Genomic DNA, 20,046 nt, shown 5'->3' with positions numbered 1-20,046 from the left:
TTTATCATGCCCACCCTATATCAAAGATCGCGTTCATCATCCCCCTAATACCAATTTTTTTCAGATTTACGGCTGGTAATGTTGCTGTAAGCATCAGTCCCCCTTAAGCTATAAAAACATTTGCTGAAATCTACCTAATATGTTTCTTGCTGTACAACACTGTAGGTAGATTTCTTGATGAATTGTTTATTTTAGGATGGTAGGTGGAGGTTGAAACAACTTTGTGTCTAACTCAATTTGTAGAACTCGCGTTGTCAAGACAAACCTCTATCTTTTGAGTAATAGTTTTGAGATCGGCTTTTAGCGTACATTTGGGTTTATAATTGCCAGATATTTTATCTAACATGCGCTTCTTAGTCTTTGCAAAGTGAGCAATTATGGATGTGGACGATTTTAGTCAACAATTAGAGACATTGCGCTCACGGGTAATCGGATTAGTGCAAAGGACTGGTAGTGAGCCATATTCACAGCAAGAGCTAACACTAGAAGCTTTTGAGGAACTGCAAATCACTTTGGAAGAACTAAAAATCGCTTCCGAGGAACTACAAGTAACACGAATCGTAATAGAGAAAGAGCGTCAGCGCTACCAAGAATTATTTGATTTTGCGCCTGATGGTTACTTGGTAACTGATACATTCGGCACTATCCTGGAAGCTAATCGTGCTGCTAGCATACACCTCAATGTTTTACAGCGATTTTTGATTGGCAAACCGCTACTTACTTTCATCGCCCAGCCAGATCATCAAGCTTTTTTTAATTACCTGACTCAGTTGCAGCAGCTCGACCGAGGTGGAGAATGGGAAGTGTGTTTACAACCACGAGAAAAAATCTGTTTTGATGTAGCTTTGACAGTAGTTACCGTTCGCAACGAAAAAGGTCAGGCAGTTGCTCTGCGCTGGCTAATGCGTGACATTAGCCAGCGTAAGCATTTAGAGTTGCAGCGCCAGCAATTATTTGCTAATGAGCAAGCCGCCCGAATTGCAGCCCAAGCCGCAGAAAAACGCTCTAATTTTTTAGCTGAAGCAAGTAGTGTATTGGCATCTTCCTTGGATTATCGCATTACCCTAACCAGCGTCGCGCAATTAGCAGTGCCTACTCTTGCCGATTGGTGTATTGTGGATGTCATCGAAGATAATTTGCCAGTCTTCACTAACCCAGTCATCGTTGCATCAGAACCAGCCAAGGAAGGATTGATCCGAGAACTTCAACAACGCTATCCAATTTCTATTGACGCTGATTACGGCCCACCGAAAGTTTTACGGACTGGTAAGCCGGAACTGGTTACAAACATTCTTGAGTCTTCATTACAGAGAAAGTCCTCGAACGAAGAACATTTCAGTTTGCTGTGCCAACTCCAACTTAAGTCTCAGATGGTAGTACCATTGTTAGTACGCGAGCGCAAGCTGGGGACAATTCTATTTGCCTCTGCACAACCAGGACGCCATTACACTACTGTAGACCTAGAAATGGCTGAAGAACTTGCTCAACGAGCAGCATTCGCCATTGAAAATGCCCAGCTTTATCAGCAAGCCCAAGAAGCTAACCGCATTAAGGAAGAGTTTTTAGCGATCGTTTCCCATGAACTTCGTACACCCCTCAATTCTATGCTGGGTTGGGTTCAACTAATACGTACTCGCAAATGGGATGAAGCAACTACCTCTAAGGCATTGGAGATAATTGAGCGGAATGCCAAACTTCAAAGAAAACTGATTGAAGATATCCTGGATATCTCACGCATTGTACAAGGACAAATTCGCCTAAATATCCGTAAAATTGACCTTGTGCCGATAATTCAAGCGGCAATTGAAGCTGTACTTCCCACATCTGAAATTAAGGATATTCAAGTTGAATTTAATCTTGATTCTTCAGTTGGTCAAGTTATGGGCGATGCCGAACGCCTGCAACAAGTTGTCTGGAATTTGCTCTCTAATGCCGTCAAGTTTACACCTAACGGGGGGCAAGTTGAAGTACATCTGGAACAGGTAAACTCAAATGTCCAGATAACTGTCTCTGACACAGGTAAGGGAATTAGTACTGACTTTCTACCTTATATCTTTGAGCGTTTCCGTCAAGCTGATAGCACAACTACTAGAGCAGACAATGGTTTGGGGTTGGGGCTAGCAATTGTACACCATTTAGTAGAAATGCACTCAGGCAGAGTCTGCGCAGTTAGTGAAGGGGAAGGAAGGGGAGCAAAATTTACAGTGTTGTTGCCTCTGGTAGAACCGCAACCAGAACAGTTAATTAAAGAAAGTCAAGAAAATGTCGAAAATCTCTCAATACTCAACGGCTTGCAAATACTTGTTGTCGATGACAATGCCGATACGCAAGAGTTAATTGCCTTCATTCTTGAAAAGTCTGGAGGGCAGGTGACGGCAGTTAGCTCAGTAGGTGAAGCTCTAGAAGCACTAGAACGATTAAAACCAGATGTTCTAGTCAGTGATATCGGAATGCCAGATGAGGATGGTTATTCCCTGATTCGGAAAGTGCGGGCGCAGGAAACAGAGCAAGGGGAGAAGATTCTAGCTGTAGCACTAACGGCATTTGCTAGAGAAGAAGAACACAGCCTAGCTCTGGAAGCCGGATTCCAGGTTCATGTATCCAAGCCAATTGAGCCAGAAGAGTTGGTGAAAGTGGTAGCGAACCTGACCAAAAATAGCAAACAAGTTTAATGCACAATTAAGCTTTTGGTAACAAATGAGTACGCCAAAATAACAAATGAGTACGCCGAAATAGCAAATGAGTACGCCGAAATAACAAATGAGTACGCCGAAATAACAAATGAGTACGCCGAAATAACAAATGAGTACGCCGAAATAACAAATGGGTACGCCGAAATAGCAAATGAGTACGCCGAAATAGCAAATGAGTACGCCGAAATAGCAAATGAGTACGCTGAAATAGCAAATGAGTACGTCGAAATAACAAATGAGTACGCCGAAATAACAAATGAGTACTCCGAAATAGCAAATGCGATCGCATCTGTAGTAGAAGTAGATGCAGACAGGCTTGCTCAAATGCTTCCACCTTTTGACGTAGAAATGCAGCATGAGCCAATTCGCCTATGTGGGGCTTGCTATGGTAAAGCACCTCGTCACCGAAAATGAAACACGACATGAAATTGGAGTGTAAAGCTATTAAACTTAAAAGGGTAGAGTAAGTTGGCTTCTTTCTCTACACCTGCAAAATTAGAAGCATAAGCTTGCCATAGCGGCAAACTTTTGAGTAAAGTCACAGACGACAAATAATTAGTCACTGTACAAATAATGGACGTAACTGGATTCGAACCAGTGACCTCTACGATGTCAACGTAGCGCTCTAACCAACTGAGCTATACGTCCTTAACCACACAATTATCAATAGTAGCATATACTTCTTTGATAATGCAAGATAAAAGACCAAATCAGGCGAACTCTATCACTCCCTAAGTAATCAAGTGCAGATGATGTGAAGTACTTATTTGATTTGTAAAAAAGGTTGCGCCACTTGCTACTAATCAAACAAATAAGTCTAATATCAAGTCGGGGTAATTAGTTATGATACCCACAGTCATTGCACCCCACCCCCAGCCTCTCCCCGCTCTTCGGGCTACGGTGTATACACAAGTCTTAAAAATCTAGCCTTAATAAGACTTTCCTCGTTCCCAGTCTCAGACTGGGAATGCATTCATTGAGTCTCTGACTCAATGTCTGGCTGGAGGCAGAGCCTCTAATAAGCCATTCCCAGTCGGAGACTGGGAACGAGAAGTGAGAGAACAATGGGAAAATCGAGCTTTTTCCGACTTGTGTATACACCGTAGGCTCTTCGGGAGGGGAGACAAAGCTACGCTTTGGCGGGGTGGGGTTCTTGGGGTTTAGTAAGTAATCAAGCGGACATGATATAAGTCAAATTCTCTTTCCTTTTGCTTCCAGCAAGGTCTAAGTCAAATTCTCTTTCCTTTTGCTTCCAGCAAGACTGCCTGATTTCCTGCAAAGGTCTTTAAGTTTATCGAATCCAAAATGCCAATCCTCCCCCACGACCGCGAGCTGCAATGAAATCTTCTGTTACCAAAAAGAAGCCAAAGAACGGTAGTTTACCTATCGGTTGGTTGTAGAAATCTTCTGTTTGAACTTTACCACCACGGATTGCTCTGTTGTAAATAACACGACCAAACAAACTGAGAATCATCTGGTTAAAGTCAAAGGCCAATAAATTTTTCTTCCCGAAATATTGCACTGGCCCCGTGAGTTTCAGTAAAACTGGGTTAAGCTCAACCTGATTAGTAATTTCGCCTCTGTCTGAATTTTGTTCCAAAGTGGCATTAAAGGAAACATGGATTGCCATGAACTTGGGTACATAGAAACCGTTGCCTAATACAATTCCCCCGCTACCTCTGTTTTTTTTAGTGCCAGTGACAAAGCAAAGTTGCCATTTACCGAGCAGAAACTCAAACGGATAAGTCAACTTTTGTTGCTTGGCAGTTTTTTCTGCTTGTAGCAACGCCTTTACTAATATTTCAGCACTAGGGCGTATACTTTTTGGTTCTCTATACTTAGCCGCAGCCTGGGATAGCACGTTAATAAAGTCAAATGTCGCTTTAGGTGTTAAATTAGGCGTCATGAAGCCACTCTGGATTTAACTACTTCTTGATTTTCTGATAGATTGTAGCGTTCATCTTCAAGAAGACATATCTTTCAACCGTAGTATTCACTAGAAGAACGTCGCTCGATTTATGACCGAGAAGGGTGTGGGGTGTGGGGTGTAGGTATTAGATAAAGAACGTTCTCTCGCACCCAACGGGTACAAGCCCCTGTTTTTAAATATGGAAAAAATCAAAAGATGTATGTAGTGACACGTATGTGCAAGATATACAGCGTCCGTTTTGAAACTCCTGCTTTTAAGTATGGGGTTCCCCACACCCCACACCCTATCCCCTATACCCTTTTCATTATTCCCTACCTTCACCAAGGATTACCAACCATTGTGAATCCAGCCCAATAATAAGGATGCATAAGTGATTCATCAGCACTGTCAGCAGGTAAAGGCAAATTCCCAACTCCTCCTAAACCTTGCACTTGTCCATCCTTGACATAAATTTGCCCTTTGAGCATAGCTACCTGAGCCTGTCTGAGAGCTTCTGCCTTAATTGGAGTTGTCTTTAAATTCTCATAAAATTTTGTCATCAACGCCGCTGTGCCAGCATCATTAACCGACCAAAGACTAGCAACACTAGTTTTCACACCTGCCAGCACTGCTAAACCCGCAAATCCCAGTTCGGATTCTTTATCCCCTAAAGCTGTTCTACAAGCACTCAGCACGAGCATTTCAACTTCAGGTTCATTCAAGCGCAACTGTCGTAATTGATTCAAGCGTAACTTGTCTTCCCACAGTTGAATATAGGAATTATTCAAAGCACCCGTAGCAAAATTGGCATGGGTTGCCATGTGAATAATTCCAAAAGGTTGTTGGCGGCGGATCGTTTTAAGATTTTTTAAGGTGGCTTGCTTATCTAACAATAATTTGCCCTGCCAGAGTTTAGATACTAGTGTTGATAACTCAAGAGGGACTGCTGGTAAAGGCTCTTGTCCCTGAGTACTCTGAGAAACCCCCAGCGCTAAAATTTGAGATTTTTTGATGTCTTTATAGAGGGTATTAGTCAAACTAAGACTAGGCATTAAGCCAATACTATATTTTTCTGCTAGAAATCCCTTACCATCGTGAAGTGCTGCCATTGGGGTTGAACGTAACCCAATATCTGGTAAAAAGACTAGATTGTTGATTTCTCTCGCCTGTAAATCTGCCTCTAGTGGTGCAACCATCCAGCGATAAAGTTGTTGAGATGAACGCAAATAACCGGTGCGACGACGGTTTTGTGGACTAACGATTTGGTCACGAAATTCTTGAGCTACTTGGAGAACTTTGGCTTTAGTTGTTTCTGGGATGCGCTTGCGGATCGGATCGCCTTTTCCGGTTACTACTACAACTTCTAGTTGGTCGCTATCTTTTTCTGCTACGGTATTTAACTGTTTTGTAAATTTTTGAGCTTTGCCTAAATTCCCCTCTGGTAAAATTTCCACAGGGACAAAACTGATGTAGATAAATGCAGGTTTAATACCAGTAGCTTCTTCAATTTTACGAGCAATTTTTTTGGCATCATCTAGGGTTTTGATTTTAGGGCTGGGTATGCCTAAATGGTCGGCAAAATCATCTGTGAAATTGTCTTCGGGAGTGGGGTCGGGATTAAGAACGGGGTTATCAATCTGAGGATTATTGAGGACAGGGTTATTCGGTTTACTTGGTAGATTGCATTGGAATGTGCAGGGGTTAGTATTTGGAGTTTCAGGATTTGGAGTTTCAGGATTTGGAGTTTCAGGATTGGGTGTTTCAGGATTCGGAGTTTCAGGATTTGGAGTTTCAGGATTTGGAGTTTCAGGATTAGGTGTCTCAGGATTTGGTGTTTCAGGATTGGGAGTAGGAGTTTGACTGACGTTGATTCCTATCTGTACAGGTGCAGAAGAGGAAACGCCGTCATTTGCACTAATTACAAAAGCATTTAGCGACCCATTTGTATCTGCTGGAGGTGTGTATACCAAAGTATCGCCGCTAGATAAGGTTGTAACACCAGGGATGACGGGAACGCCATTGACAGTGATGTTTCCCGTATTCACGACATCGATCTTGATGGAGGTGATGTCATTATTAACATCGCTGACCAGTGGAGCCAAACTAGAGAACGTTAAGGTAACAGGTTGATTGGTCTGGGTATCGGGTAGCGATGAGTTTGCTGTTAATGTCGGCGGTGTGTTGACAGATGTAATGGTGATGCCGATTGGTGTACCGCTAGCATCTCCACCATTTGGCAAGACTGGAAAGCTATTAGCGATGATTGAATTGTCACCTGTATTAATTGACCCTGCTGTACCATTGACACTTGCATCACCGACAATAAAATCTACATTGTTTGGGCCACCATCATGGCGAATGCTAACAGTACCTCCTGTTGAAGGTTGAACGTTAGTACCTCCTTCGCCAGTAAAAAATCCACCAGTTGCGATCGCTTCACCGGTTCCGATTCCCTGAATAAGTCCATTGGTTAGCACTTGCACATTGCCACCTTGAACTGTGTTTCCATCAACAAAATCGTCTGCGATCGCCTGGGTGTTGATGTTGGTAAAACGAATATTGCTACCAGATGTATTCGTAGTCTGTAAAGTAACGTTGCCACTTGTAAGATTTCCTGTTCCATCGACTCCGATCGCACTTGCTGAGGCGTTAATGGCATCATTCACAGTGATATTATCTCTGCTAGTTAAACTAATCGCGCCAGCTGTGCCGATAAAATCGCCACCTCCTTCCTTAACTACAGACGAGTTAATTGCCTCTGTGGTAATACTGCCGCCTGTGGTTGTTGCTACTACATCGCCAGCCTGACCTGAGCCATCAGCATTATTTGAAAAAGCATCAATCCTACCTGTGAGAATATTGCTTGTGGCACTCAAACTGACTGTTCCAGCAGTATTAATAGTATTAAACCCTTCAGTGTTGCTAGTATCGAGATTATTTAGAGTAATCCCACCACTGCTGCTTGTGACTGTAATATTACCTGCCAAGTAGCCTTGGCCGCTGGCGATAATGTTGCCCGCAACGATGTCGCCAGTCGCAGACAAGTTAACATTGCCACTATTGTCAGAAAAATCAGTAGTTGTATCGAGATTGCCCAGTGATAAACTAGCTCCAGAAATGTTAATCGCTCCCCCAGTTGTCTGGATTGTGTTGGTGGGATTGACAAAGTTTACAGAACCAGTTTGTGAGGAGAGGCTGAAGCTACCGCCAGCACCCAAGTTTAATGTTGCGACACCAGGAGTAGTCACCAAGGGCGTAGCTCCGGTGATGTCATCGATGGTAATGTTGCCTGTAGCTTGTAAGTTGATATTTGCACCCGAAGCTGCGATCGCACCCCAAGAAACAGTGTTAGCCCCAATATCTGCATCGCCAAAGGCAATATTGCCTGCTGTAGCATCAAAATCACCTGTCCCTGCTGCACCATCGATAATTGTCAATGTGCTGGGGTCTAGTAATAAAGTGCCAAAGTTGCCATTGACGGCTGAAGTATCTACCAAACCGTTGAAGGTCAAGAAATTTTTGCCTGATACTTCTACAAAACCACCATTCCCCGCATTTGCTCCTCCACGAGCCGAAATTTTTCCAAAAAACTGGGTTGTGTCGTTACCCCAAATAATTACCCGTCCGCCATTTCCATTCAAATTACTATCAGCATTAATGACGGATTTTGAGTCCACATAAGTCCGATCTGCGTTGGGTAAAGTCCCCTGACCTTGATAATCGCCACCAATTAGCACAGTACCGCCGCCATTATTTCCAGAGGCGTTAATATTGGCATCAATCACCGCGACTTTTTGACCCAAAGCAGTTACAGTACCGCCTGTTTGACTCGCTGCATTAACTGTTCCAGAAACAATCGTTGTACCTGGAGTTATGGGAATTGTCACATTGGAATTTGTCAATTTTACAGTTCCATCAGGATTGGCAGTTAAGCCTGTGTTACCAACTGTCAGCAGTTCGGGTATTGAGGCAATGGGAACTGTCCAGTTGTTGGGTTGAGTGCTACTAGAGGCGAGGGGCTGAATTTCTAGACTTAGCAGATTTCCTGGCTGACTGAGACGCACCCAATTTTGTCCTGGTACTGATGTAACGGCAATCTGCCCTCCCGGTGCTGAAAGTTGCCCAGTATTGACTATAGTACCGCCGAATAAATTCAAATTTTGCCCAGCACCGACTACCAAATTTCCAGCATTGGCGATCGCTCCTGGCTGGTTCATACTAAAGGCAAATCCGTTGGGGTTTCCAACTAAATTTATGTAGTCATTAACACCGATAGCGTTAAACCAACTGCTGCCAAAACCAATACCATTGGCTGTTGTCACCGTAAAAGCACCAGGCACATTTAAACTGGCGTTTGCTCCAAAAATAAATCCGGCTGGATTCATCAAGAAAAGGTTAGCATTACCACCTGTCACCTGAATTAAACCATTGATAACCGAGGCATTCCCGCCTGTAATTCGACCAAGGATATTTTGCAGCGCCGGACTAGCTTGAAAGTTGGCAATTTGTTCTGGTGAAATTCCAAACTGTTGAAAGCTGTGAAAGAGGTTTGCACCATCTCTTGAAGTTGTGCCGCCAGTGATATCAAATCGATTGCCGTTGGGAGTTACAATTGTGTTTGTGCCATCGGCAGCAGGAACTATTTGTTGTGCTTGGGCTAATTTGGGATTTACCAGCGAGGCAATAACTAAGCCTGAAGCGGCGATATTAGACAATAGACCTCTTGTACAAGTCCCTAACACCCCACCCCCAACCCCTCCCCGCAAGCGGGGAGGGGAGACAAAGCGCAGCTTTGGCGGGGTGGGGTTCTTTCTTATTTTTGATTTATGCAAGAGGTCTAATAAAGATTTTTTGCAGCGTAATATGAAGCGACTTGTGGGCAATTCTACATCGATTTGTAACTTGTCTGCTAATCCGCGCCGCCAAAGTGCTTGAGCGATCGCTCGCTTAGACCAGAGTATTTGTTCTTTTTGTCTAGTAACAGAGATGCTTTGAGAATGATTTCGGTAGAAATAAAGTGGCTCTTGAATTCGGCGCACTTGGGCTACTTCTGAAAGTCGCAGACATAGATCATAATCATAGGCACAGCAAGAGAACAATTCGTTAACACCTCCCACTCGGTCATAAACCGATCGCCGCATCAAGCGGAAGTGGAAAGTCATGAAATCTACCAACAAACCTGATTGAGAGTAAGGAATGTTACAGCGATCGCCATAACCGATAACTTTGCCGTTTGGATCGATATTTAAGTAGTCAGTGTAAACAAATCCCGTTTCTGGGTGGCGATTGAGGACTGTAGCGGTTTGAGCAAGAGCTGTGGGGGCAAGGATATCATCATTGTCTAATATACCGATGTAAGTGCCGCTAGTTTGGGCGATCGCTGCCTTACAAGCCGCAGCAACTCCTTGATTGTCTGCCTCTACCACCCGCACTCGCCCATCTTGTTGAGTATAAGCGCGAGCGATCGCCACCGATCCATCTGTAGAGCCATTATCCCAAATTAGTAACTCAAAGTTTTGCCATGTCTGCGCTAAGACGCTAGCGATCGCTTCTTGAAGGTAAGACTCCCGATTGTAATTGACGATGACAATGGAAATCAGTGGTGACATCGAAGTTTTCCCAAGTTTTCTACCTATTACCACAATATAATGCTAGGGACTATCACTTAGAAGAAATCGCTGTTAATTATAGTTTTAGTTACAAATCTTTTGAAATTTGAATATCAAAAATATGATATTGAAATACTCATACAGCCATACCATACTCCAAAATCAAAATCAGCCCAGTCGTTAAATAAGGCACTCCACTGAAGAGAAATGAGAAAAGAAACAGAAACTGGTGTTCAGCCTAGAGCAACGACTCAGCAAAGAATTGTCTATTTATCTCATCAGTTAGACAATTGGCAAAGCTTGGCTATTACTAAATGCAGTAAGCACAGTTTCAGCTTTCGGTGCGGCTTGCTAATTCTGCCTGCGGTCTGGATTGTAACTGCAAATGGACTGAGAGCTAGAGCTAATATTTTTACACCGGACTCGGTTCAAAATAGCAGTCAGTCAGAGTTACAAATAGTACAGTCAACAGAACCTACTCCAGCAACTAACCCACAACCAGAAACACCACAACGCATTCGGGTTCGGAAAATTCAGGTTGTAGGTAGCACAGTTTTTCAGGAAAATGATTTTAATCCAGTAGTGAAACCGTTTGAAGGACGGGACTTGACTTTAGAAGAAATCAGACAAGCCGCCGATGCCGTTACCCAGCTTTACCTAAATAAAGGGTATATAAATTCCAGAGCAATTCTAGATACTCAACAATCTAGTACCGCAGATGGTGTTGTGGTAATTCAGGTGTTGGAAGGGCGTTTGACAGAGATTGACATCCAAGGGACGCGGCGATTAAACCCATCTTATATTCGTAGTCGCATCCAACTAGGTGCTGGTATCCCTCTGAATACTGGTAAGCTCGAAGAACAACTAAGGCTACTGCGGCTAGATCCTCTGTTCAAAAACGTGGAAGCGAGTTTGCGTCCAACGGGTAAGGTTGGTCAAAGTATTCTCGTTGTCAGAGTTGAAGAGGCAAAAACTATAATTGGTAGTTTGGGTGTAGATAATTATTCGCCTCCCAGTATTGGCGCCCAAAGATTGGGTGTTGAATTGCGATCGCGCAATTTAACCGGTATGGGAGATGAGTTAGCTGGCTCCTATTACCATACACTCTCTGGTGGTTCCGATGTCTTTGATTTTAGTTATCAGGTTCCCGTGAACGCCATGAATGGGAAAGTGCAGATTCGAGCGGCATTTAATCGCAACGAAATTACTGAGTCACCCTTTGATGCCTTTGGGATTCGGGCCAACCAGGATCTTTATGAAATCAATTATCGTCAACCATTGATCCGATCGCCTAGAGAAGAATTTGCCTTATCTTTAGGATTTACCTATCAAGATGGTCAAACTTTTATTTTTAATAACCGCGCACAACCCTTTGGCATTGGGCCTGATGCCAATGGCGTTAGTCGTACAAGTGTAATTAAATTTGCTCAAGATTATATCAAGCGCGAACCTCAAGGAGCTTGGTTTTTGCGATCGCAATTTAATTTTGGCGTTGATGTATTAGATGCAACTATCAACAATGACCCCATACCCGATGGTCGCTTTTTCAGTTGGCTAGGTCAAATACAGCGCGTGCAGCAACTCAGTAACGATCATTTATTGCTCATCCAAGCAGACTTGCAGCTTACACCAGATAGCCTTTTACCTTCCCAGCAATTTGTGATTGGCGGCGGACAATCGGTAAGGGGATATCGCCAAAATAGCCGTTCTGGGGATAATGGATTTCGGGTAGCGATCGAAGATCGGTTTACGGTACAGCGCAATGAATCTGGATTATCCACAATTCAACTTGCACCATTTGTGGATATGGGAGCCGTCTGGAATCAGTCTAATAATCCGAATCTGCTACCTAGTCAAACTTTTTTAGTGGGCGCGGGCTTAGGATTAATATGGAATCAGGCAATGGGAATTGATAATCTGTTTTTGCGCCTAGATTATGGATTTCCATTTATCGATCTGAGCGATCGTGGTAATAACGCTCAAGATGATGGCTTTTACTTTAGCCTTCGCTATCAACCCTAGCTAAAGGCTATGGTAATCATAACTAATTCTGCGGGCATGATATTATTTGAGCCGTATTTGAGGAAGTCGAGTTTAATTAGCAAAATGCTATTTCACTTACTTATTTTAGTAGAGGAGGTACTGATTTCAGTATTTTCCACAGTTAATTACCTGTTCTTCTGCTTTATCCTAATATTGAACTAAAAAATTAACTTCTTTCTTCAGGAATTTGAATTTTATCCTGTGTATATACACAAAGGGGAAAGTTTTAGTTTATAAATTTAAGAAGGAAAGAATTATAAAAGAGAAGTTATGGCACAATCTAACTCGCAAGACAAAAACAGCTTTCTTTACCCTCGTAGCCGCTATTACGGTAAATTTCAGCCAGAGAATTTGGTGTTTAATGCCAACCTCCAAGAATTCTCTCAAAGAATTAGTTACATCACTTCCCTAGAAACAGGGGGTAAATTGTCTCAGGAAGAGGCTTATCAGCAAATTAAGTCACTTTGGAAAGAGTTGAAACATAGCAAAAAACAATTGTCTATTGGCGGAAATCAAGAAATTTAAACTAAGAAGGAGGTATTAGTAATTTTTTTTAAATTTAGTGCAAAAATACTATTGCAAAAATCCTTGAGCCGCCCATAAATTGATTTTAGGGCGGTTTTTTGGCTTTTGCAAGAAGTATCTTTTTCGTCATGTTAATTCTACTTGTTACAGGTAATACCAATTCTGTTATGTCATATTAATTTTAGTTGTTACAAAGTATCTCTTAAAGAATCCGAAAAGCAACAACTTTATTTTGTAGCTTATGATGTATCTACAAAAGTGAGATTTAGCGATCGCCATAAAGTTTTTCAACAGGAGTTAAGCTATGACGCGGCGACTGACTCAAGAGCAATTATCACAAATAGTTACAGAAGTAGAAGGTCTGCAATTGCGTCGGGAAGCGGAACTAGACCAACAGCAGATTAGAGAAATTTTACAGGAGTTGAATTTACCGCCAGAGTTACTAGATGAAGCGCTGATTCAGTTAAATCGCCGCCAAGCATTGGAAGTACAACAACGCCGGAATCGATGGATTACCTCTGGAGTGGTGGCAATTGTAGTAATTGTCATTGCATCGACAATATTTTTCATGCAGCAGCAAAGTTCTACACTTTCTCGTGTTTCTGCTCAACAAGACCGCATTACTTTGATACAAGATAATGGCGGCGACTTAAAGACAATTTCTCGCCAAACCAATCCAGAAGTGTTATATCGTGTCACCTTAAAGGATGCACCTTTAGGTAAAAAGCTGGCTCTCTCTTGTAATTGGATTGACCCAAGCGGTCAAATTGTCAAGCAAAACAACTATCAAACCCGCGAAATTAATACATCTGTCTGGGATACCCAGTGTCGCTACACTATTAACCCAGCTGCAACTGTTGGCAATTGGAAAGTGCAGATGTTCCTAAAAGGTCGGCAGATTAGCGATGAAACCTTTGAAGTTAAATAGTCCAGATGGTTATCCCGCATCACTTTCTTGGCTATTGGGGTTACGGCGCTCAACAGGAGTTGGAAGCGCTGTTAACTAGTGTGGTGGAAAACCTCTCTCCAAACCTCTCCCCTACAAGGGGAGAGGCTTTGAATTTTCCCCCTTCCCTAGTAGGGAAGGGGGTTAGGGGGTTAGGTCTGAAAAGTCAGTTTTCTACACAAGAAAATAATCCTCTTCCCATCTGGAATGTTGTTTACATAGGAATTGATGGCAATCCCCCACTGCAACAAAATCAAATTGCTGCCATCTTTGCATCAGGATTATTTAATTCACCCGATGCTTGGGTAATCCAAGAAAACAACTGCCTAATTTTGGGAAGAGAACCTTTCGGAAGAATTCCTTTGTATTGGACTGTGCAAGGACAAATAATCTGGTTTGCATCCCAACTGCAATTACTTTTACCGATTTTGCCACAGTCAGAAGTTAGCATTCCTGGGTTATATGGCTATAGCTGTTTTTCTTACGTTCCCACACCCTTAACTCCTATTAATCAGGTGTTTGCAGTGACGGCTGGGACGGAATTAGTTTGGCAGAGCGATCGCCAATCAGGTATTCTGCAAACACCTAAATCTAAAAACATCCACTCGTGGCGGGAAGTGCCAGAACAGTTAACAGACGAAGCTACAGCAATTACCCAATTGCAAACTCTCCTTAAAAACTCCATTGAGCGACAAATTGCAGATTTAAAAGATGAGCCTGTCGGGGTGTTTCTCTCTGGCGGACTTGATTCTTCAGTGGTGGCGGCGCTGCTGGTACAAGCTGGGGTAAAAGTCCGCGCCTACACTTTAGATTTTGGGAACGCAGGTATTCCAGAATATCTCTATGCTGAACAAGTCGCTCAATTTCTCAAAATTCCGCTTGTTAAAGTTGCAGTAACCCCAAATTCGATTGAGAATGCTTTAATTCCGACTGTGCAAGCATTAGATTTGCCTTATGGAGATGGGGTGTGTGTGCCGTTGTATCTCCTGTCTGAGAGGGCGAGTCAGGAAACTCAGGTAATTTTTAACGGCGAAGGTGGAGATCAATTGTTTGCTGGTTGGACGAACAAACCTTTAATTGCCGCAGGTGTTTATCAAGCAGAAAATCCCGCCGGACAGGAAAGTTTTATCCAGCAATATTTCCGCACCTTTCACCGTCTTGGAGGATACGAATCTCAAGTTTATCAGCCAGATATCTATGCACAGATCCAAAATTTGCATCCTGAAGATTGGCTATTGGCGGCTTTAGATCGCAATGAATGTCCATCTTTGCTGCATCGCCTCCGCCGTGCTAATTTGATGCTCAAAGGAGCGCAGAATATCCATCCCCGTGCCACTGCATTGGGGTTTGCTCATGGATTATGGGTGCGATCGCTTTTTTGTGATTTACCTTTGGCTGAGTGGACATTTTGCCTATCTGGAGAACTCTGTTTGCAGGGTGCTTGTGAAAAATATATCCTCAAACGGGCTGTAGAAAATTGGCTTCCACCCGAAATTGTCTGGCGACAAAAACGTGGTATGGGGGTTCCTTTAACTTCTTGGTGTTTAAATGATTTTTGGCATCAACTCGGCATTTGGCTCAATCCAGAAAGACTTCGCGCCAACAACCATTTTTATCCTCACATCGCGGCACAAATCGTTGAAGGCAAACTGGGAGCAGCTATTCAAGGCCGTCGAATTGGTGAAACACTCTGGTTACTAATTATGTGGCAACTTTGGCGATCGCACGTTTTAAATGAAGAAATAACTAAACAGTCTTGGGATCATCCCTTTTGGTTACATCGTTGGCTATGGAGAAATTACAAAATAATTCGTAATTCGTAATTCGTAATTCGTAATTCGTAATTCGTAATTTACTTTATTAGTATTTTTGGTAAATGGTATCAAATAATTTAACTCATAATCGTCTTAATCTCCCATTCTCTAAAGAATTTGCTCAGGAGTTACTGAGTACTTATGGTTCTCCGCTTTATGTTTATAATGGCGATCGCTTGCGCGAAACTATTGAGCGGATTAGCAAAGCAGTCAGTTATCCGCGCACGCAATTTCGGTTTGCCAGTGTTACTAATGGCAACATTGCGCTGTTAAAAATTTTTCGTTCCTTTGGATGGGGACTTCACGCCAATACGCCAGGAGATATTTATTTAGGATTGCAAGCTGGTTTCGATCCTAGCGAGATTGTTTATAGCGGCAGTAATTTGAATCAGGCTGAGATGCTACAAGCCCTAAATTGGGGAGTTACAACACTCAATCTCGATAGCCTTGCTCAGTTGCAATTGTGCTGTGAAGTTTTGCCCAAACACAGAGAGAAATCTATTCGCCTCGGTTTACGTCTCAATTTGCCAGAAATTACCGGAGATAGCCGCATTGGTGTACGTCCAGAAGAATTTGGTGATGCGATCGCTTTAACTGCTGAGGTGGGATTAAAGCTGAGTGGTTTACACTTCTATCGAGGAACGGGAACTAATGCCACAGCCGCTTTTACCCAAGTAATTGATACGGTAATCGCCACAGCACAAAAGTTACCTGATTGGGAATATTTAGATTTTGGTGGTGGTTTTGGCTATCCTTATCACCACAACAAAACAGCCTTTGACTGGGAAATATTTGGGGCTGAGTTAACCGAGAGAATTACTCGTTTAGGGCGGAAAATTGATTTGGTGATTGAACCGGGACGAAGTGCGATCGCTGGATGTGCAACTTTGCTTGCTCAAGTTGTTTCGGTAAAATGGCAAGGAGAAAAACAGATTGTTGGAGTTGATACCACCGTTGCTAATCTTTCAGTACCCTCAGTACACGGCGGCTACCGAGAAATTATCACCTGGAAGCAAGCAAACAAATCCTCAATTCCCCACTCTTGTACAGACGCGATTAATCGCGTCTCCCTATTTACAACTGATATATGTGGTAACACTACATATTCACGAGATTATCTAGGGAAAAATTGCCAACTTCCAGTTTTAGAAATTGGCGATATCGTTGCCATTCTAGATGTCGGTGCTTATGGTTATGCAATGTCGTCTCACTTTTTACACCGTCCCAAGCCGGCGGAAGTCTTGCTAGAAAATGACACACATCGCTTGATTCGTCGGCGCGAAGATTACAGTGTTTTATTAACAAATCAAGTGCTAGATAACTAACAATTAATAAATAACATTAGGCAATCATTATGAAGTGTATTAACTGCGGAACTGATAATAAACTAAAAGACCGGACAGCTAATCAAGGTCGGTGTGTAAAATGCAATCATCTCTTTGCCTTTGAACCGACTAGCATGAGTAATGTTAAGATAACTGATCCCATGTTTGCAAAAGCTATATCTGACATCTCTGCTCAAGGTACATTATTTTTTACGCCCAAACAACTGCTTTATTTTTTAGACAATCGCGTTAGACAAAATTTATTTTCTGCAAGTAAGTTTGGTTTTGCTTATCTCTTTTTTTATCTATTTTTTAGTATTTGGGCACCTGGTTTTATTGGTGGGATACTTTCAGGTATATTAGGCTCTAACTCTTTTGTGATTGTTCTATTTATATATAACTTAATCTTGGCTGTTTATTTATTTAAAAACACCAATTCTCGTAAAATTAATAATAAAGGAAGAAGATCAAGTGCCAGGATGTTGCAGATTTTAGGTGTAATAATTCTAGTAGGAGGAATGTCGATCGGTATAATTATATTAAATTCATTTATTGCATTTGCTATTGCAGTAATAACTGGGATGGTTTCATTGTACTTAGGAAGTAGACAGCTAAATCAGATTGAAGTAGTGCAAGAATTTTTACTTTCACAATCTCAGGTTAAAGATTGGCTAAATCGCTGGCAGCAAATAAATGGTTCCATTCTCAAAATTCTTCCTTCACCAAAGCAGGAAAATAAACCAGCCACGGTTAATCCTGATGTAACGGCTTACAGTTTTGATAGATTAGTCGTTTGTGATAGTGCTAGTATTGCTCAACTATTAATTGCTAATAATTTTCACTTTGAAAATAACTGTGCTATTCTCAGCATTACTGGATATCCCCAAAGCATTTTTGACACCACAATGCAAATGCTGCGCCGCAATCCCGATTTGAAAGTCTATGCAATACATGATTGCAATCCACGAGGAATTGGTTTAGTTCATAGTTTGAGAACTAATGCTAATTGGTTTCTCAATAGCGAGATTGCAATTATTGATATTGGACTAACGCCACGTCAAATTATCGCTACTAAGCGCGGAATGTTCATTCAATCCTCTCCAGAGTCGGCGCAAGCAGCTAAACAATTGTCTGAAGAAATACGTCAAAGTTTATCTGCTGAAGAATTAGCATGGTTAGAATCGGGAAAATTTGTAGAATTGGAATCTTTCACTCCCCAAAGAATAATTAAAGTTCTACAAAAGGGTATTGCTGGCAGCCAAAATTTAGAAAGTGATGACAGTAGCTTGCTTTTAGTCGGTGATACAGGAAATGATATGTACGTTGTTCAAAGTTTTGGTTAGTATTCTCCTTTCAATTGTAGGGGCAATTCATGACTTGCTCCTACATGAATAAAATGCAGTATCACATAAAATTTGTTTAATTGATTTACAGATGATATTTATTCAATTTTTTGGTTTAACCAAGCTTCTAAATCAGAAATAGCTGAGAAATCTAACAAAGCCTCTCCTAACGCTTCCAATTGTTCAATAGATAATCCTTGAACTCGCTCAATAGTAGATGAATCAATCTCACCAAAACGGCGATTTAGTAGACGTATAATTAAACGTTGTTCGCCTTGCTTATTTCCTTCTTGTACAGCTTGTTCTCGGTCTTGTTGATAAAGTGGTTTTAATCGCATAATTAACTCCCGATCGTCTTCTTCTGAATTTTGATTAACTTGCAAGTTTTGCCGCAAGTTATAAAGTAATTCTAGCGTTGCTCTGCGAAATGGATGATTTAATGGTAGTGCTTCTAATTCATCTATGGCTTGTTTTTGTACTGTTCCTCGACCGAGAATTCTTAACCATAGAGTTTCTTGGGTGCGCGGTAACTGGTGAATCGCAACGATCGCAGTCCGCAAATACTCTGCGATAAAATGTACTCCAGGTAGCCAATCTACCTTTTGAGTAGCACCGAATCCTGACAACAGCGTTGTAGATGCTGTTGGGGTGAGTATCCATAATTTGGGAAGTTCTAATTCTGAAATGGAAGTTTTATTGCGATTTGCTTGACGTTGTAATCCACCCCTTACTTCTAATAATTTTAACAGACAATCACAAATTTCTTCTTTCGATGCAGCGTTACGGAAGGGTTCAAAAATGGCTGTTGTAGCGGCAAATCTTCCTAATAATCCTAGTGTTTCCAAATTAGTGCTTTGTTTGCTTAAAGGAGAAAATAAAACATCGATTTCTCGAACTTCTCCCGCCACACGGCTAGAACCTTGCACTTCTCCATAAGGTTTTAATAATTCTTCCAAATAGTCTTTTGCAAATTGGTCATGGATAAATCTAGTCATTCAACCAAAAAAGATTTAGGCAATAGTGAAGTATGGTACTTATATTACCGTCAACTTAGAAGTAAGAATATCTCTAATATGTATAATTTCTAATTTATCTTAAACCTCTTTCCATAAGCATTTGAGGTTCAACATTCTCAACATTAGCGATCGCTTCTAACTGAGAAATTCCAGCGATCGCATCAACAATATTACCTGATTTGGCACGTAACCAAGCGCTATGAGGCGCATAATAAAGGCTTTCTGCTACTTCATAACCTGCTCGATTAATTACCTCGCGCTGCGACTCCACATCAACGCCTTCAGCAAAGCGGATAAAAACCAGTCCAGTTGGTACTGCTAAAGAAGCATTGGATTCTAGTGTATAAACTGGACTCAATATACCCTGTTCTGATTGATTGGGTTCGCCTGAAAAAACTGCGTAGGCGTAGCCCGTCGTAGACATCGCACCGTCGTTAAGTCGTAAAATTGCTCCTGTTGCCACAGTGCTGGGTTGATTGTAATGTACTGCATAGTACCCAGGTTTACGAGTGTAAGATACAGCAGTGCGTAGGCTTACATCCCCACTAACGCGAATTTGTTCAGGATACTCAGAAAAATAGTCTTTTTGAAATCTCACTTCAGGAATCAGGGGTAAAGAATACGCCTGTAAAAAATACTCAGCCGGAAAATAAAACATCTTTCTCAAGTTCTAATGATGTTATAGCGTTTTCAGTGGTACGAAATACATTTATAACGCTTCTTAGTTGAGTGCGATACAGACCTAACCCCCAGCCCCTTCCCTACAAGGGAAGGGGAGTAAAATTCAAAGCCTCTCTTCTTTTAGGAGAGAGGAATGGAAGTG

12 protein-coding genes and 1 tRNA gene are annotated in these 20,046 nt (G+C 41.9%); 8 read left to right on the top strand and 5 right to left on the bottom strand.

Annotated elements, in window-relative coordinates; genetic code table 11:
• Positions 1–377 precede the first annotated feature (377 nt).
• Both RMZ95_RS21825 and RMZ95_RS21820 read left to right on the top strand, forming a co-directional pair.
• Positions 378–2,672 carry an ATP-binding protein gene (locus RMZ95_RS21825; RefSeq protein ID WP_322684710.1) on the top strand — a complete coding sequence of 765 codons (2,295 nt, stop codon included), beginning with the start codon at positions 378–380 and terminating at the stop codon, positions 2,670–2,672.
• 15 nt (positions 2,673–2,687) lie between these two features.
• The gene (locus RMZ95_RS21820) at positions 2,688–3,107 is read left to right on the top strand and encodes a hypothetical protein (RefSeq protein WP_409883404.1); all 420 of its coding nucleotides are present in this window, start codon (positions 2,688–2,690) and stop codon (positions 3,105–3,107) included.
• 160 nt (positions 3,108–3,267) lie between these two features.
• On the opposite strand, the gene RMZ95_RS21815 is transcribed toward RMZ95_RS21820, so the two are convergent.
• The 3 genes from RMZ95_RS21815 to RMZ95_RS21805 all read right to left on the bottom strand — a co-directional run bounded on the left by RMZ95_RS21815 (position 3,268) and on the right by RMZ95_RS21805 (position 10,211).
• Positions 3,268–3,341: transfer RNA gene (locus RMZ95_RS21815), tRNA-Val, on the bottom strand.
• 643 nt (positions 3,342–3,984) lie between these two features.
• Positions 3,985–4,599 (bottom strand): hypothetical protein, encoded by a 615-nt coding sequence (locus RMZ95_RS21810; RefSeq protein ID WP_322684712.1) that lies wholly within the window; start codon positions 4,597–4,599, stop codon positions 3,985–3,987.
• Positions 4,600–4,940: 341 nt separating this feature from the next.
• Positions 4,941–10,211, bottom strand: a complete 5,271-nt coding sequence (locus RMZ95_RS21805; protein WP_322684713.1) for a CHAT domain-containing protein — start codon at positions 10,209–10,211, stop codon at positions 4,941–4,943.
• A 207-nt stretch (positions 10,212–10,418) separates the two neighbouring features.
• Between RMZ95_RS21805 and RMZ95_RS21800 the strand changes: the two genes are divergently transcribed.
• The 6 genes from RMZ95_RS21800 to RMZ95_RS21775 all read left to right on the top strand — a co-directional run bounded on the left by RMZ95_RS21800 (position 10,419) and on the right by RMZ95_RS21775 (position 18,207).
• Positions 10,419–12,233, top strand: a complete 1,815-nt coding sequence (locus tag RMZ95_RS21800) for a ShlB/FhaC/HecB family hemolysin secretion/activation protein (protein ID WP_322684714.1) — start codon at positions 10,419–10,421, stop codon at positions 12,231–12,233.
• A gap of 291 nt (positions 12,234–12,524) precedes the next feature.
• Positions 12,525–12,779 (top strand): hypothetical protein, encoded by a 255-nt coding sequence (locus tag RMZ95_RS21795; RefSeq protein WP_322669580.1) that lies wholly within the window; start codon positions 12,525–12,527, stop codon positions 12,777–12,779.
• A 304-nt stretch (positions 12,780–13,083) separates the two neighbouring features.
• Positions 13,084–13,707, top strand: coding sequence for a DUF3859 domain-containing protein (locus RMZ95_RS21790; RefSeq protein ID WP_322684715.1), 624 nt, complete (start codon positions 13,084–13,086; stop codon positions 13,705–13,707).
• A 5-nt stretch (positions 13,708–13,712) separates the two neighbouring features.
• Entirely contained in the window at positions 13,713–15,548 is a 1,836-nt protein-coding gene (locus RMZ95_RS21785; protein WP_322684716.1) for an asparagine synthetase B family protein, read from the top strand.
• Positions 15,549–15,601: 53 nt separating this feature from the next.
• Positions 15,602–16,864: a decarboxylase gene (locus RMZ95_RS21780; RefSeq protein WP_322684717.1), complete on the top strand. Its 1,263-nt coding sequence runs from the start codon at positions 15,602–15,604 to the stop codon at positions 16,862–16,864.
• Between the two features lie 161 nt (positions 16,865–17,025).
• Complete coding sequence (locus RMZ95_RS21775) at positions 17,026–18,207, top strand: hypothetical protein (protein ID WP_322684718.1); 1,182 nt, start codon at positions 17,026–17,028, stop codon at positions 18,205–18,207.
• 98 nt (positions 18,208–18,305) lie between these two features.
• Here RMZ95_RS21775 and RMZ95_RS21770 read toward each other — a convergent pair whose 3' ends face one another.
• Both RMZ95_RS21770 and RMZ95_RS21765 read right to left on the bottom strand, forming a co-directional pair.
• Positions 18,306–19,202 (bottom strand): DUF4351 domain-containing protein, encoded by an 897-nt coding sequence (locus tag RMZ95_RS21770; protein WP_322684719.1) that lies wholly within the window; start codon positions 19,200–19,202, stop codon positions 18,306–18,308.
• 94 nt (positions 19,203–19,296) lie between these two features.
• Positions 19,297–19,881 (bottom strand): hypothetical protein, encoded by a 585-nt coding sequence (locus tag RMZ95_RS21765; protein ID WP_322684720.1) that lies wholly within the window; start codon positions 19,879–19,881, stop codon positions 19,297–19,299.
• Positions 19,882–20,046 lie beyond the last annotated feature (165 nt).

Origin of the sequence: Nostoc sp. DedQUE07 (assembly GCF_034530975.2) — a bacterium.
In the GTDB taxonomy this organism is placed as follows: domain Bacteria; phylum Cyanobacteriota; class Cyanobacteriia; order Cyanobacteriales; family Nostocaceae; genus Nostoc.
This window is presented reverse-complemented; position numbering and strand designations above follow the sequence as displayed.

Excerpts from the sequence above, each read along its gene's own strand:
- RMZ95_RS21795 (WP_322669580.1), top strand. The coding sequence starts at position 12,525 with ATGGCACAATCTAACTCGCAAGACAAAAACAGCTTTCTTTACCCTCGT.
- RMZ95_RS21825 (WP_322684710.1), top strand. The coding sequence starts at position 378 with ATGGATGTGGACGATTTTAGTCAACAATTAGAGACATTGCGCTCACGG.
- RMZ95_RS21785 (WP_322684716.1), top strand. The coding sequence starts at position 13,713 with ATGGTTATCCCGCATCACTTTCTTGGCTATTGGGGTTACGGCGCTCAA.
- RMZ95_RS21770 (WP_322684719.1), bottom strand. The coding sequence starts at position 19,202 with ATGACTAGATTTATCCATGACCAATTTGCAAAAGACTATTTGGAAGAA.
- RMZ95_RS21765 (WP_322684720.1), bottom strand. The coding sequence starts at position 19,881 with ATGTTTTATTTTCCGGCTGAGTATTTTTTACAGGCGTATTCTTTACCC.
- RMZ95_RS21775 (WP_322684718.1), top strand. The coding sequence starts at position 17,026 with ATGTTTGCAAAAGCTATATCTGACATCTCTGCTCAAGGTACATTATTT.
- RMZ95_RS21780 (WP_322684717.1), top strand. The coding sequence starts at position 15,602 with ATGGTATCAAATAATTTAACTCATAATCGTCTTAATCTCCCATTCTCT.
- RMZ95_RS21790 (WP_322684715.1), top strand. The coding sequence starts at position 13,084 with ATGACGCGGCGACTGACTCAAGAGCAATTATCACAAATAGTTACAGAA.
- RMZ95_RS21810 (WP_322684712.1), bottom strand. The coding sequence starts at position 4,599 with ATGACGCCTAATTTAACACCTAAAGCGACATTTGACTTTATTAACGTG.
- RMZ95_RS21805 (WP_322684713.1), bottom strand. The coding sequence starts at position 10,211 with ATGTCACCACTGATTTCCATTGTCATCGTCAATTACAATCGGGAGTCT.
- RMZ95_RS21800 (WP_322684714.1), top strand. The coding sequence starts at position 10,419 with ATGAGAAAAGAAACAGAAACTGGTGTTCAGCCTAGAGCAACGACTCAG.